The 14,836-nt window shown below is 68.1% G+C and carries 13 protein-coding genes; 8 read left to right on the top strand and 5 right to left on the bottom strand.

What is annotated here, in order from left to right:
* Nucleotides 1–12 precede the first annotated feature (12 nt).
* From ACGF3C_RS20435 to ACGF3C_RS20420, 4 genes are all read left to right on the top strand, one after another.
* Entirely contained in the window at nucleotides 13–1,017 is a 1,005-nt protein-coding gene (locus ACGF3C_RS20435) for a LacI family DNA-binding transcriptional regulator (RefSeq protein WP_357227031.1), read from the top strand.
* 149 nt (nucleotides 1,018–1,166) lie between these two features.
* The gene (locus ACGF3C_RS20430) at nucleotides 1,167–3,014 is read left to right on the top strand and encodes a glycoside hydrolase family 15 protein (RefSeq protein WP_357227033.1); all 1,848 of its coding nucleotides are present in this window, start codon (nucleotides 1,167–1,169) and stop codon (nucleotides 3,012–3,014) included.
* A gap of 130 nt (nucleotides 3,015–3,144) precedes the next feature.
* A complete protein-coding gene (locus ACGF3C_RS20425) occupies nucleotides 3,145–3,699 on the top strand; it encodes a hypothetical protein (protein ID WP_357227036.1) in 555 nt (184 codons plus the stop codon).
* Between the two features lie 1,147 nt (nucleotides 3,700–4,846).
* Nucleotides 4,847–7,060, top strand: coding sequence for a HelD family protein (locus tag ACGF3C_RS20420; RefSeq protein WP_393224158.1), 2,214 nt, complete (start codon nucleotides 4,847–4,849; stop codon nucleotides 7,058–7,060).
* A gap of 464 nt (nucleotides 7,061–7,524) precedes the next feature.
* On the opposite strand, the gene ACGF3C_RS20415 is transcribed toward ACGF3C_RS20420, so the two are convergent.
* Entirely contained in the window at nucleotides 7,525–7,671 is a 147-nt protein-coding gene (locus ACGF3C_RS20415; protein ID WP_357234822.1) for a VOC family protein, read from the bottom strand.
* 380 nt (nucleotides 7,672–8,051) lie between these two features.
* Nucleotides 8,052–8,495: a hypothetical protein gene (locus ACGF3C_RS20410; protein WP_357235671.1), complete on the bottom strand. Its 444-nt coding sequence runs from the start codon at nucleotides 8,493–8,495 to the stop codon at nucleotides 8,052–8,054.
* A gap of 235 nt (nucleotides 8,496–8,730) precedes the next feature.
* On the opposite strand from ACGF3C_RS20410, the gene ACGF3C_RS20405 reads away from it, so the two are divergent.
* Complete coding sequence (locus ACGF3C_RS20405) at nucleotides 8,731–9,393, top strand: class I SAM-dependent methyltransferase (protein ID WP_393224155.1); 663 nt, start codon at nucleotides 8,731–8,733, stop codon at nucleotides 9,391–9,393.
* A gap of 46 nt (nucleotides 9,394–9,439) precedes the next feature.
* Here the strand turns inward: ACGF3C_RS20405 and ACGF3C_RS20400 are convergent, their stop codons facing one another.
* A complete protein-coding gene (locus tag ACGF3C_RS20400) occupies nucleotides 9,440–10,090 on the bottom strand; it encodes a TetR/AcrR family transcriptional regulator (protein WP_357229655.1) in 651 nt (216 codons plus the stop codon).
* A 58-nt stretch (nucleotides 10,091–10,148) separates the two neighbouring features.
* Between ACGF3C_RS20400 and ACGF3C_RS20395 the strand changes: the two genes are divergently transcribed.
* On the top strand, nucleotides 10,149–10,979 hold the full coding sequence (locus tag ACGF3C_RS20395) for an SDR family NAD(P)-dependent oxidoreductase (protein ID WP_393224152.1): 831 nt from the start codon (nucleotides 10,149–10,151) through the stop codon (nucleotides 10,977–10,979).
* Nucleotides 10,980–11,080: 101 nt separating this feature from the next.
* Nucleotides 11,081–11,404, top strand: a complete 324-nt coding sequence (locus tag ACGF3C_RS20390; protein WP_357229651.1) for a nuclear transport factor 2 family protein — start codon at nucleotides 11,081–11,083, stop codon at nucleotides 11,402–11,404.
* Between the two features lie 138 nt (nucleotides 11,405–11,542).
* On the opposite strand, the gene ACGF3C_RS20385 is transcribed toward ACGF3C_RS20390, so the two are convergent.
* Entirely contained in the window at nucleotides 11,543–12,316 is a 774-nt protein-coding gene (locus tag ACGF3C_RS20385; RefSeq protein ID WP_357229649.1) for an alpha/beta hydrolase, read from the bottom strand.
* A 307-nt stretch (nucleotides 12,317–12,623) separates the two neighbouring features.
* On the opposite strand from ACGF3C_RS20385, the gene ACGF3C_RS20380 reads away from it, so the two are divergent.
* Nucleotides 12,624–13,232, top strand: a complete 609-nt coding sequence (locus ACGF3C_RS20380; RefSeq protein ID WP_355008537.1) for a helix-turn-helix domain-containing protein — start codon at nucleotides 12,624–12,626, stop codon at nucleotides 13,230–13,232.
* A gap of 163 nt (nucleotides 13,233–13,395) precedes the next feature.
* Here the strand turns inward: ACGF3C_RS20380 and ACGF3C_RS20375 are convergent, their stop codons facing one another.
* A complete protein-coding gene (locus ACGF3C_RS20375; protein ID WP_393224146.1) occupies nucleotides 13,396–14,835 on the bottom strand; it encodes a dihydrolipoyl dehydrogenase family protein in 1,440 nt (479 codons plus the stop codon).
* Nucleotide 14,836 lies beyond the last annotated feature (1 nt).

Here is a 14,836-nt window from a genome sequence, read left to right as displayed (position 1 = left end):
ATCATCATCGACGTGGTGTTTCAGCAGCGCGTCAAGATGTCGGATGTGGCACGTACTGCCGGCGTCTCGGTCGCGACCGTGTCGAAGGTCGTCAACGGCCGCTACGGCGTGGCCCAGGCAACAGTGGAGCGAGTCCAGCAGGTCATCCACGAGCTCGGCTACGAGGCGAGCCTGGGGGCGCAGAGCCTGCGCAGCCACCGCACCAACGTGCTCGGCATCCTGGTCGCCGAGTTCGAGCCGTTCTCGACCGAGCTGCTCAAGGGGGCGTCGCAGGAGGTCGCCGGGAGCGGATACCAGCTACTGGCCTACTCCAGCGGTGACGGCGAGGGTGCCGCCGTGGGGTGGGAGCGGCGCTCGCTCGCCCGACTCTCCGGCACACTCATCGACGGCGCCGTGATCGTCACGCCGACAGTGGTCGAGACCGAACACAGCTTCCACGTCGTGGCCGTCGACCCCCACACCGGGCCGTCCGACCTGCCCACCGTCGACTCGGACAACTTCGCCGGCGCCGTACTGGCGACCAACTACCTGCTGTCCCTCGGCCACACCCGCATCGGGCACATCAGTGGACGCACCGACCTGAAGTCCGCCCAGCTGCGCGAGGCCGGCTTCCGCAGTGCGATGGCCGAAGCCGGCGTGCCGGTGGACGAGCGGCTCGTCCGCGTCGGCGGGTTCCGGATCGAGAGCGCCGCCGGCACGGCCGCGGAGCTGCTCGCCCTCAGCGACCGACCGAGCGCGATCTTCGCGGGTAACGACCTCTCCGCGATCTCCACGATGACCGTGGCCCGCGACATGGGCCTGTCAGTGCCCGACGACCTGTCGGTGATCGGCTTCGACAACGTCCCGGAGTCGGCGCTGGTCAACCCGCCACTGACGACCATCATGCAGCCGCTGCAACGAATGGGCGCCGAGGCGTTGCGCCTCCTCGTCGACCTGATCGCCGGCGTCGACCGCGACACCCACATCCGGCTCCCCACCGAGCTGGTCATCCGCTCCTCCTGCCGCCCGCTGCGCTGACCGTGAGGCTGGCCGGGTCGGCGCAGGACCCCGGACCTCGCCGCGTTACGTGGGGGAACGCGACAGGGTGGCGGAACGTGAATCTCACCTAAGCCGACAATTCCTCCCCTAAGTTCGGTGCGCAGGACGCCGCCGAACCGGGGAGAGATGTGGACAGCTATCCGGCGATCGAGGATCACGGGCTCATCGGCGACCTGCAGACCGCCGCGCTGGTGACGTGCGACGGGACCGTCGACTGGTTCTGCGCGCCGCGGTTCGACTCACCGAGCATCTTCGCCGCCCTGCTCGACAAGGAAAAGGGCGGCTACTTCCAGATCGCGCCGCACGACGTACGGTACGTGACCAAACAGCTCTACCTCCCCGGCACACCCATCCTGATCACCCGGTTCATCAGCGCCGACGGGGTGGCCGAGGTCATGGACTTCATGCCGGTCACCGGCGAGCGGGCCACCGACGCGCATCGGCTGGTCCGGACCGTCACCATGGTCCGCGGCAGCATGCGCTTCCGGGTCGAGTGCCGCCCACGGTTCGACTACGCCCGGGAAGAGCATCAGCTTGAGCGCCACCACAACGGTTACGTCTTCCGCAGCCGGTCGGCGGCGCTGACGTTCAACCCGGTCGACCCGGTTCGGCGGTTGATCTCCGAACAGGGTGACGTCCACCTTGAGGGTGGCGACCTGGTCGCGTACGGCACGCTGAACGAGGGCGACACCGGCGGGGTGGTCCTGGAGACGGGTGGGGCCGATCCGCGCATCTTCGCGCCGGAAGAGATCCAGGGCATGTTCGAGTGGACCCGGGACTACTGGCGGCGCTGGCTCGAACGTTCCCGCTACACCGGCCGGTGGCGGGAGATGGTCGAGCGCTCGGCCATCACGCTCAAACTCATGACGTACGCGCCGACCGGCGCGATGATCGCCGCGCCCACCACCGCGCTGCCCGAGCTGGTCGGCGGCACCCGCAACTGGGACTACCGCTACACCTGGGTACGCGACACGTCGTTCTCGGTGCACGCACTGCTCGGCCTCGGCTTCACCGAGGAGGTCAGCCGGTACATGAACTGGCTGGACGAGCGGATCCGCGAGGCCGGCGAACACCAGGACCCGTTGAAGATCATGTACCGGGTGGACGGCTCCTCCGACCTGCACGAGGAGGTGCTGGACCATCTGGAGGGCTACCGAGGTTCCCGGCCGGTACGGATCGGCAACGGCGCCGCCGACCAGGTCCAGCTCGACATCCACGGTGAGGCCCTCTACGCCATGCACCTCGCCGACGAGCAGGGCATCCGCGTCTCGCACCAGGTGTGGAAGAGCACCGTCCGACTGGTCGACTGGCTCTGCCACAACTGGGACCAACCCGACGCCGGCATCTGGGAGAGCCGCCACCACCCCCGCAACTACACCTTCGGTCGGGTGATGTCCTGGGTCGCGCTGGACCGGGCCATTCGGCTGGCCACCCGCACCGGTCGCCCCGGGGACATGGCCTGCTGGACCGAGCAGCGCAACCGCATCTACAACCAGGTCATGGAGCGCGGATACGACCGGGCCCGCGGCACCTTCGTGCAGGCGTACGACGAGAACGTGCTGGACGCGGCACTGCTCGCCATGCCGGCGGTCGGTTTCGTCACGCCGAGCGACCCGCTGTGGCAGTCCACCCTGCTGGCGATCGAGCGTGAACTGGTCTCCGACAGCCTGGTCCACCGGTACGACCCGGTCCACTCCCCCGACGGCCTCCCGGGCCACGAGGGCACCTTCAACATGTGCACCTTCTGGTACGTCGAGGCGCTGGCCCGTTCCGGCCGCCTCGACGACGCCCGACTCACGTTCGAGAAGATGTTCACCTTCAGCAACCACCTTGGCCTCTATGCCGAGGAGATCGCCGCGACCGGGGAGCAGATCGGCAACTATCCCCAGGCGTTCAGCCACCTCTCACTGATCAACTCAGCGCTGACACTCAACGACCTGCTCGACAACGAGGCAGACGCCCGCCGCAGGCGGTAGCGCCAGCTCGTCCCGGCCAGCCCCGCTGCCCACGCGGAGCCGACGGCGGGAAGGACTTGACGCGCCCGATTCCATCGCGGATCGTCGACATGCATCGACCATCTCGAATGTATAGACGCGGGGAGAACCGATGAAGGCCTTCGTCACCACCATCTCGGTTGCGGCACTGCTGCTCCTGGCCACCGGCGGCGCATCCCACGGCCAGCCAGCTGCCGACCCGCCCTGCACCGGGCAGATCCACCCGAACCCGGGGTTCGAGCGCGGCACCACCGGCTGGACGGCTGGCCCCCGCATCGTCGTGTTCGGCGACGCGACCCGACCGGCACACACCGGCCGCGCCTACGCCGCCTTCGCCGGGCTGGACGTGACGCGTACCGACCTGCTGCGCACCACCGTCACAGTGCCGGCGAACTGCGACCTGACGGTCAGCTTCTGGGTGCGGACCACCACCACGGAGACCAGCCGCGGCGACTACCTGAATGTCGGACTGGCGGTCACCGGGATACCCCCGAAGACGAGGTTCTCGCTGGCCTTCGACGGCGGAGCGCAGTGGCGGCAGTACGTGATGTCGAGCGGAACCGCCACGACCGAACGCACCGCGACGGCCAGCTTCCTCGCCAGCGAGACGGCCGGCAACGGGGCCACCGCTTTCGACGTCGACGACGTGTCCTTCAGCTTGAGCTGACCTGCGCGGGACGACCCTCGGCACCGCGGTGACCGTCTCGCGCCGCGGTGACCGTCCTCGCGCCGCGGTGACCATCCTCGCGCCGCGCGACCTCCGCCGACGTCTGCCGCAGGTCGGCTCAGTGGGGTTGAGCGGGCCAGTCCACCGTCTTCGAGAGCGGGGTGGCTACCGACCGCCTCGACCAGTTGCGCAGACCCGCTGACCTTGGTGCCGAGTAGGTCGTAGTCCGTCCAGACGAACCAGGACCGGTCCGTGGGCCACAGATTCGTCGGCGAGAACGGATAAGACCCCCCACGTTCTTCGATCAGTTCGGGGACTGCTGACAACGGTCCCCGCCACACCTGAGGGTTGTCGAAGGTGCCGGCCGGCAAGGACGCGTAGAAGGCGACGCAGTCGGTCCTGGGACCGTCGACCGAACAACTGCTCAGGATGTCCAGCAGGGCGTCCAGGCTCTCTTCGTCGAGGGACCCTTCAGGCGGCGGCTGGACGGCGACGGGCCAACTGCGGTGCGGGAACCAGCGGTGGCATGGCGGGTGACTCCGATCCGACGCCGGTCCGTCAATCAGATGCCGCGACCAGAGCGCCCGTCGCCATGGACTTCCCGGTCGGACGACGAAGCCCAGGGGAATACCGGTGTTGGTGGTGTCCTCGTCGAGGTTTATGCCTCCGACGATCTCCGGCGCGAGGTCACCAGATTCGAGCCGGTGGCGATGCAGCTCGTCGTGAGTGCCCAGACCCGCACGGCTGGCGTTCTCGTACATCGAATGGAGGACCCAGGTCGACGATTGCCAACCAGCGGCGTCGTAGCCGGTGGTCGACTCCCAGACAGGACGGTCCGCAAGCCAGGTCAACAGCGTGGCCGGAGCTTCAACGCGTTTCATCGACACGCCGCCATCGTGCCGCACCCAGGCCTGAGGCCGAAGAGCACCCACGGCTCGGAACACGCTCAAAGAACAGACGGAGACCGAACTGTCAATATGAAAATGGGATTGATGAGGCCACGAACAACGCCGGAACTGCAAGGCATTGAGATTCCGATCTCTGCTGGCGGATTGCCTGGTCGGTGAGGGAAACGGACTCTATGCTTGCCGCCGAATGCGCTGCGGCTCATCCGGGCCGAGGGTTACCCCGATCCAAGGATTTGTGAATGCACCGGAAGTCTGCCCCGAGCATCGGCACCGCTGGCGTCGCCGAATCAGCACCTGGCGGCCACCTGCCGGCCTCCACGGCGGAGGGCGTCGCGCTGCGATCCGCGGTCGCCGAGGAACAGGCATTTCTGGATTTGGCCATGGCCCGGCGCGACAGGCTGGTCGATCACCTACAGGTCGAGCTTTCGGCAGAGGCCCTGGACGCGTTGGAGCTGGCCCGGCAGCGCATGCTCCGCCAGCAGTACGACGAGCTACGGCGAGCAGAGGAAGGGCTGGTCTTCGGCCGCCTCGACGGCCTCGACGGCACTGTGCGCCACGTGGGCCGCGTCGGTCTTCGCGACGACGGCGAGGGCACCGAGCCACTACTGGTGGACTGGCGCGCTCCCGCAGCTCGACCGTTCTACACCGCGACGGCTGTCGACCCACAGGGTCAGGCACGGCGCCGGCACATCCGTACGACGGGATCGGCCGTCGTCGGGGTGGACGACGAACCCCTCGACGGAAGTGCGACTGCGGACCTCGTCGGCGAAGGCGCCCTACTGGCCGCTCTCGACCAGCGGCGCACCGGCCGCATGTCGACGGCGATCTCCACCCTGCAACGCGAACAGGACGACATCATCCGGGCTGAGGCGACCGGCCCACTGATCGTCCAGGGCGGTCCCGGCACGGGCAAGACCGTGGTCGCCCTGCACCGCGTCGCGTACCTGCTGTTCACCCACCGGAAGATGACCGACCAGGCGGTCCTGGTCCTGGGTCCCTCGCCGCGGTTCCTCCAGTACATCGCCCAGGTGCTGCCCGCGCTCGGTGAGACCGCCGTCGTCTCGGCGACCTGCGACACCCTGCTGGCCGACATCCACGTCGGCCGCGACGAGAGCCGGCGTCTCGCCGAGATCAAGGGCCGCGCCCTCTGGCAGCCAACGCTCGAAAGCTACGTCACGTCGCTACTCCCCCGTCCGCGCGAGCTGAAGCTGCGCTGGGAGGGCGAGTTCTACGTCATTCCGGCCGCGACCGTGGCGCAGGCGCTCGCCTCAGCGGTGCAGGGGCGTCCGTACCACCGGGCCCGCGCGGCGTTCGCCGAGCAGTTGCACCACCGTCTGGCCGATGTCGTCGCCGAACAGCGCGAGACGCTGATGGCGGAGATGGAGGAAGGCTTCGAGGACATCCTCGCCCGCGTCGACAAGGGCATGGCGCATGACCACTCCTCCACCGAGGCGTCCACCGGCAGCGACATCAACGGGTTGCTCTCCGAGGAGGAGGTCGAAGAGCTTCGTTGTCGTATCGCCGAGAACACCACCATCGCCCGGTTCATCGAGGCCTGGTGGCCCACCCTCGATCCCGAAACCCTGCTGGGTGGTCTCCTGACCGACCGCACCCTGCTGGCCCGGTTCGCCCCGCAGCTGTCCCCCGAGGAGGTCGCGGCTGTCGCGGCCGAGCCCACCCCCTGGGCATCAAGCGACATCCCTCTTCTCGACGCCCTCGCCGACCTGCTCGGCGACGTCGACACCCCGCAACCACAGGGCGAATTCCTCGCCGAACGTGCTCGCCGCCAGCGCGGTTGGGTGTACGGCCATGTCGTCATCGACGAGGCACAGGAACTGTCCGAGATGCAGTGGCAGATGGTTCTCCGCCGTTGCCCCAGTCGCTCCATCACCGCCGTCGGCGACATCGACCAGGCCGAGGCAGCCCACCGGCACACCAGTTGGGCGCAAGCGGTACGGGCTGCCTTCGGAGACCGCTGGACCGCCGCGGAACTGACCATCTGCTACCGGACCCCGCGCGAGGTCATGGACCTCACCGAACCGGTCTTGAAGAAGGCTGGCAGCCACAACACCCCGCCACGAGCGGTGCGCTCCTCCGGCATCGCCCCCTGGGAGCTGACGATCACACCGGCTGAGCTTGCCGGCGCCGCCGTGGACGCAGTGCGACAGTTGCAGCAACGGTGGCACGGCGGCACGGTCGGCGTCATCGCCCCCGCGGAGCGCATCGCCGCACTCCAAGCCGTGCTGAGTGATGTGCCGGCGCTCACCGCGACCCAGTCCAAGGGACTGGAATGGGACGCGACACTCCTCATCGACCCTCGGGGCATCGCCGCCGAACCGCGCGGTTGGAACGGCCTCTACGTCGCGCTCACCCGATGCACCCAGGAACTCGGACAGCTGACCCTCACTCAGCAGTCCCCACACCTTGACCAGGAGCGGCCGCCCACCTCCTGACGAGCGTCCGGACAAGTCCGAACAGGCCGGTGGGCAGCCCGGAGAGCCCGTTTGGGTTGTGGGTTGGTCGGGCGTCAGCCGGTCCGATCGATAGGCCTGACTGGGTCGGTAGAAGGGTACGGATCGAATGCGGCGGTACGCGTCGGATCTGACTGATACCGAGTGGGAGATCGTGAAGCCGATGCTGCCGTCGCCGCAGTGGATGGGCAAAGCAGAGATGCGCTCCCGCCGGGCGGCCGTCGACGGCATCCTGTAGGTAGTGCGGACCGGGTGCGTGACGGTACCTGTCGGTGGAAGGGCTGGGCGTCAGCGCCCTCGCCGGCCCCGACTACCTCGTCGAGGTCGAGGCCACCGCCGTCATGGACTGAGAGCGCGCTTCACATTGCTGTCAGTCGGATGTGTTGAAGGTGCGGCGTTGTCGGCGGGTGGCGGGTTCGCCCCTGATGCTGTGCGAGTCGTGCGGGTCAGCCGCGTAGGCAGAAAGGATGGCCGGCCGGGTCGCGCAGGACGCGAAAGCGTTCCGGCGCGGGTTGTTGCTCTTCTTTGACGGCTCCGAGTTCGATCGCGCGCGCCTCGGCGTCATCGAGGTCATCGGGCTCGTCGACGGCCAGGTCGAAGTGGATCTGCTGTGATCGTTCGCCCGAGGGCCAGGTCGCTGGGAACCCCGCACGAGGACGTCACCGCCGCACTGAATCACGGCTTCGACGGTGACCGCGCACTGCTCGACCCTCCCCCCGTTCCCGTCATCTAGCACTGCCGGTGTCCGCCGCCCATCAGTGATCATTGAGCGGTGACGACCCCTGCGGCGCCGCCCGCCGACTTCGGCGCGTTCTCGTTGACCGTTCCGCCACTGTTCGCCGCGTTGGCGCCGGCGCGGAGCGTCCTCATCGCCGGAGCGGGCGGGGTTTTGACGTGTACGCGGGCCTGTCCCTGGCGTTAGCCCTGTGGCCCAGCCCGCGAGCACCGGGGCTCCGCATCAGCGGTCGGTCGATCACCGGACGCTCAGGCACCGGACCCGGGTGATCAGCGCGTCCGGCCCACCGGTGCCTCCGCGCACATCCACCACCATCAGCTCGACCTTGGCCCCTTCGGAGAGCGGAGCCAGGCAGACGGGTGTTCCTTCGTGGTGGGTCTGGCCGGCGTAGTCGACCCACTCCACCGGGCCCAGTTGATAGCCATGGCCGCCGTCGTCGGCCTTGTTCGCCGACGGTTGCCGCCCATCGGGCCGGACCACGAACGCGTTGGCGTCGGCGTTGACCGCTACGACGGTGCCCGTGACCGCGTGCGGTACCCCCCAGCGGGGCGTCAACAGGGAGTAACAGGCGAGGGCCCCGAGTGCGGCGCCGGTCAAGCCGGCGACGGCGACCAGTGACCACGGTCGTGCCGACAGGCGCGAGGCGGACGGACGCGGATCCGGATGAAGGGTCGTCGCCATCTCATCGACTGTATCCCATGTCTGGTTTTGTGACGGTACCCGTGGGATCGGACAGCATGGTGGTGTGGCCTCTACCTCGACCGCATCGAGAACACCGTCGGCAGACGGCAGGTCATCACCCGCATCCAAGCGTTCCGCGACGAGCTCTTCGCCGCGCGCATACCCCGCGCCTTCCCGCACTGATCGCCCGGACGGCGGCAGGTGCGGGTGGGTGGGGGGTCCTACTGTCCTCTCCGTGGACGCCAAGACCGAAGAGTTGCGAGCCGCGCACGACGTCCTCGCCGAGCTCTATGCGGAACGCCTGAATGACGCCCTGGATCGCATGCCCGCGGAGAGAGCCGTCCTCGACCTTTTCTGTGTACTGGCGCTTGCCACGGGGCTGGGCACCAACATCGGCGACATCGGCTGCGGATCGGGGCGCCTCGCGCCTTACCTGGCGGCCAAGGGCCTGACGCCCTGGGGAGTCGACCTCTCACCCGAGATGATCCGCGTGGCCCGCCGTGACCATGCGGCTTACCGATTCGACGTCGCCGACCTGCGTGAGCTGCCCTTCGAGGACGCGTCGCTGGTAGGCGCGGTTTGCTGGTACTCCCTCATCTTCTTGGCACCGGACGACCGACAAGTGGCCTTTGGCGAGCTGTACCGCGTTATCAAGCCGGGCTGCTATCTGGTGACGGCTTTCAAGGCCGGGAGCAGTCAGGTCCGACGCGCGGGACGCAGCGCGAATCTCGGCGCCGAGTTCGACCTTTACTGGCAGACCCCACGGGAGGCGGAACAGAGCTGCACCGACGCTGGCTTCACAACTGTGTTCTGGGGTGGCGTCCCCGCCGATGGACCGGACAGCCCTGGCCAGGGGTTTCTTCTCGCCCAGAAACCTGTCGCTCAGGCACCACGTTGACGACGACGGCAGTCAAGAGTCGGTCTGACCGACTTCGGCACAGACCCTAGTGGGCCAGGCGGTCCAGCAACTCGCCGAGCAGCGCGTGTTCGCCAGGGGTGAGGTCGCCCGGGTCGTTGCCGACCAGCGCACGCAGCGTCAGTGCGGCGCTCGCACGAGTCTCGGAGGCTTCTGCGGGGGGCATGCGCAGGACTCCGGCCAGGGCGGCCTCGCGGACGCGTCCGGACAGCCCGAGATCCGGGTCCGGTTGGCTGATCAAGGTGAGCGTGATGCCGACGTTGGCGGCCAGCACCTGTTCGGCGGCATCGGCCGCTGGCACCTTGAGCAGGCCCCGGGCGGCGGTTAACCGCTCGCGCAGCGCGGCGTGCGCGGGGGCGGTGACGGCGCAGGGCTTTCCTGGCTGGGCGCGGCCGTAGAGCAGCCCGTAGAACGACGGGTGCTCCAGCCCGAACTGCACGTGCCTGTTCCAGCCCTCGCGCAGGTCGTCCAGCGGGTCGCCGGAGCTCTCGACCGCCGTGTACTGGGTGAAGCCGTGGCTTGCCACGGCGTCGATCAGGCCCTGCTTGCTGCCGAAGTGGTGGTACAGCGTCGGGGCCTGCACCCCGGCGCGATCGCACACCGCCCTCGTGGACACCGTGCCGCCGCTCTCCAGCAATTCCGCCGCGGCGAGCAGGAGTCGATCCCGTGCGTTCTGCATGCTTGCTACATTACCTCATGTAGCGCTACATTGGCTTCTATAGCGAGAGGAGAAGTCCATGAAGACTTGGTTCATCACTGGCGGGACTCCCGGAGGGTTCGGCCTGGTCTATGCCGATGCCGCCCTGGAGCAGGGCGATCAGGTGGTGGTGACCGCCCGTCGGCCCTCTGAACTACACGAGTGGGCTGAACAACACGGAGACCGTGTGCTGGTTCTCCAGCTCGACGTCACCGATGCCGACCAGGTGCGTGCGGCGGTCAAGACGGCCGAGGAGCGGTTCGGCGGGATCGACGTGCTCGTCAACAGCGCGGGCCGTGGCTGGTACGGCTCGATCGAGGGTGCCCCTGACGAGACGATCCGCCGCACGTTCGACCTCAACCTGTTCGCCGTGGTCGAGCTGATGCGCGCGGTCCTGCCCGGTATGCGGGCACGAGGCGATGGATGGATCGTGAACATGTCGTCGGTGGCAGGCCTCGTCGGCGCACAGGGGTTCGGCTACTACGCGGCGGCGAAGTTCGCGATCGAAGGACTGTCGGAGACACTGCGCCAGGAAGTTGAGCCATTCGGTGTGCGAGTGCTCGTCGTGGAGCCGGGAGCGTTCCGCACCAAGCCCTTCACCTACTTCCAGAACGAGGACGTCAACGAGATCGTCGACGCCTACGTGCCGATGGTCGAGGGCGTCAAGGCGGCGTTCGTTGACCACAACGGCAAGCAGGCAGGAGACCCTGTCCGTGGAGTGCAGGCCGTAATCAGCGCGATGAACGCACCCGTTCCGCCGAAACGAATCGTGCTCGGCAACTCCGGCTACGACGTCGTTGTCGCGATGCACGAGAACGCACTCGCGGAGCTGCGCGCGAACGAGAAGCTCTCCCGCGGAGCGGACTTCTGAGCCTTGCCCCTGGTCGGCACCTCGAGCTGAACACCGGTGTCGCAGGGACATGCCAGCACGCGCCAGCGTCCTGGCACCACTCGACACATTGGAGAGCAGGAATGAACGACATCACTCTACCCACGGCCGTCGACAACTTCATCACGGCAACTAACGCGCACGACGCGAACGCGCTGGCCGCGGTCTTCGGCGACGGGGCCACCGTGCGCGATGACGGGAAGACCTGGGCCGGCGAGGCCGAGATCCGCGAGTGGATCCAGGGGCACCTGATCGACCCCAAGGTCGTGCTCACGCCGACCTCGTTCGCGGACGACCGGCTGGTGGCCTCCGGGGACGGTGATTTCCCTGGCGGGCCGCTGTCATTCGCATTTGTGTTCGACATCAAGAACGACCAGGTCATCGACCTCGCGATCGAGCCCGTCTGATGCGTCACCGGCCGGGTTGCCCGAGTGCTGCTCCGGCCGGTGAACGTGATAGTGGAACACGGCATCAATCGGCTCAACCGCCACGGTGCAGTCGCGACCAGGTTCGACAGACTCGCGTTCGCTACGAAGCGACCGTCGTTAACCTCGACGACTCTTGGACATCTGCATCGAGCGTGCGGTGGCACGGGCGGCGGTGTCGATGAAGTCGGCGACCGGGCCGGGTTGCGAGACCGCCACAGCGTGGGAGGCGGCGATCTCAATTGTCGTGGAGCCCGCCCTGTCGGCCATGAAGCGCTGCAGGTCTGGCGGGATGGCCTGGTCCTGGGCGCTGATCAGGGTCCAGGAGGGAATCGTCTTCCAGGCGACCTTGGTCACGCTCTCCTCCTGAGCGCGCGCGGACGCGGGCCGCTGGGTTGCCTCCATGAGTTCGGCGGTGCCGGAGTCGACGTCGGCGGCGAACGCCTCGTGGAACTTGTCCTGCACAATGTACTGATCCATGGTCATGCCGCCGTCGTCGTCGGGTACCGGGATCATCCTGATGCTCGAGGTGAGCTGACTTCCGGGGTGCTTGGTGAGCAACCCGAGCGCACTTTCGCCCACGTCCGGGCTCAAGCTGGCGACGTACACCAGGGCCTTGACGTTGGGGGCGTCGGCCGCCGCCTCGGTCATGACCGCCCCGCCGTAGGAATGGGCGGCAATCACCACCGGTCCGGGCAGGCTGTCCAGGAGGGCGCGAACGTATGCGGCGTCCTTTTGCACACCACGCAGCGGGTTGGCGACGGCAATGACCGGATAGCCCCGATGTTTGAGGTTGGCAATCACCCCGTTCCAACTCGACGATTCGGCGAATGCCCCGTGGATCAGCACGATCGTCGGCATCTCCTGGGCAGACATGTCAGAAGCAGCGCTCATCTGGAGGTCCTTTCGAGAGGCCTCGTCACCCGTTGCCCGCGATTGCCGGCCGGACCGACGAGTACGGTCGCCCGGGCACCGCGTATCAGCCCGCGCGATCCTGCTCCGTTGGGGTTGCAGCATCCAGAATCCCGCATTGATCGGGCCACTGTCAGCGAGATCGGAGAACGCCGAACGCCTGGCCGGCATCCGAACCGGACAGCGAGATGAGTTGACGGTCACCGTTCGCACGTTGAGCGAGCATTGGGTATGACGTCTCAACCGCCGACAAGGATAAGACCGAACGTTCTGTCGCTAAGATGGTTGGATGGCGAGCGACGAACCCACCAACCGGCCCTCCGAGGCGCGCCTCAAGCTTCTCCGCACGGCGACCAGGATTTTCTACGCGGAGGGCATTCACGCCGTCGGCGTCGACCGGATCATCGCCGAGGCGAAGGTGACCAGGGCTACTTTCTACCGACACTTCCCCAGCAAGGATGATCTCATCCTGGCCTACCTGCGGGAGGTGCATCAACTGGAGCGCGGCATGGTCGACGAGGCGCTCGCCGCCAACCGATCGCCGGTCGACCCGCTCCTGGCCATCGCCAATTCCATCGCTCAGAACATCCAGTCCCCCGGGTTCCGTGGGTGCGCGTTTCTGAACGCCGCGGCGGAATATCCCGACACGAACCATCCCGTGCACCAGGAACTCATGGCCCACCGGCAATGGTTCCTGGACACCATCACCACGCTCATGGCACAGGTCCACGAAGGAACGGCGGATCCCGCAGCGCGCCACTTCGTCATGCTCCGGGACGGTGCCATGGCGGCGGGATGCCTCGCCGACCCCACGAAGGTGTCCGAGACCTTCCTGCGCGGTGTCGAAGGGCTCCTCAGGATCAACTCGGAGCTTCGGTCGGCAGAGTCGGCCCGATAGCCTCGCACGACTTCGAGCTGGGCCACCCTCCGATCGGAGGATGACCCAGCTCCTGTTGTGGTGCCACACCGGTTGAGCGCGCACCCTCGCCCGACGGACCTCGTCTTCTTCTCGTCGCAGCGGCCCACGGCCGCCGATGACGCGGACGGCCGTACGACGCAGGTCAGCGGCCGTAGGCCTCCAGCAGGCGCAGCCAGACCTCGCTCACGGTCGGGTACGCGGGCACGGCGTGCCACAGCCGCTCCAGAGGAACCTCAGCGACGATCGCGATCGTCGCGGCGTGGATCAGTTCCGCGACGTCCGGGCCGACGAGGGTGAGGCCGACGATCACCCGTCGGTCCTCGTCCACGACCATCCGGGCGTGCCCCTGATAGCCGTCGGCGTGCAGCGCGGCCCCGGCGACGGCGGCCAGGTCGTAGTCGACGACCCGGATCCGCAGTCCAGCGGCCTCAGCGGCGGCTGCGGTCAGCCCTACCGACGCGACCTCCGGGTCGGTGAAGACGACCTGCGGCACGGCGCGCTCGTCGGCGGTGGCGACGTGCCGACCCCACGGACGGTCGTCTGTCGCTTCGCCGGTGGCTCGCGCCACGATCACGTCGCCCACCGCGCGGGCCTGGTACTTGCCCTGATGGGTCAGGAGCACACGCCGGTTGACGTCCCCCGCCGCGTACAGCCATCCGTCGCCGATCAACGCGCCGGCCCCGTCGACCACCCGCAGGGTGTCGTCGACCGTGAGCCAGGCGCCCGGCTTCAGGCCGATCCGGTCGAGGCCCAGGTCGTGCGTGTTCGGCGTACGGCCGATCGCGACGAGGATCTCGTCGGCCTCGACCTGTCCGCCGTCGGTGAGCGTGATGTGCACCGTCCCGTCGCCGTCGCGGCTCACCGATCTGGCCTCGGCACCGAGTTGGACCGACACGCCAGCTTCCCGCAGAGACTGCGTGACCCGCTCGCCGACGAACGGCTCCGCCGCAGTGAGCACCCCGTCGCGCGCGAGCACCGTCACCGCTGATCCGAGGCCGGCGTACGCGGTCGCCATCTCCGTGGCCACCACGCCACCACCGATGATGGCGAGGCGGCCGGGCACCTCGCTCGCGGCGGCTGCCTCACGGCTGGTCCACGGTGCAGACTCGCGTAGACCGGCGATGTCCGGCACCAGCGCGCCACTTCCGGTCGCGACGACGACGGCGTGCCGGGCGGTGAGCGAGGTGGTGGCGCCGTCCGCGCCGGTCACCTCGACGACCCGGTCGGCGCCAAGCCGTCCCTGGCCCCGATACAGCGCGATCCCCGCCGAATTCAGCCAGGACACCTGCCCGTCGTCCTTCCAGTGCGAGGCGAAGGTGTCCCGGCGACGCAGCACGGCCTGCGCGTCCAGTTCGCCGGTCACCGCCTCGCGCGCACCGGGCAGCTGACGAGCCGCCCGGAGCGCGGTCTGGCTGCGCAGCAGCGCCTTGGTCGGCATGCAGGCCCAGTACGAGCACTCGCCGCCCACCAGTTCCCGCTCGACGATCGCGGCGGTCAGGCCGCCCTGCACGACGCGGTCGGCGACGTTCTCCCCCACCGGCCCCGCGCCGATGACAATGACGTCGTACGCGGCCTTTTCCACG

The sequence above is a fragment of the Micromonospora sp. NPDC047762 genome, assembly GCF_043204655.1.
GTDB lineage: Bacteria > Actinomycetota > Actinomycetes > Mycobacteriales > Micromonosporaceae > Micromonospora.
The sequence above is the reverse complement of the archived record's forward strand: the minus strand, read 5'-3'. Positions and strand labels throughout refer to the sequence as shown.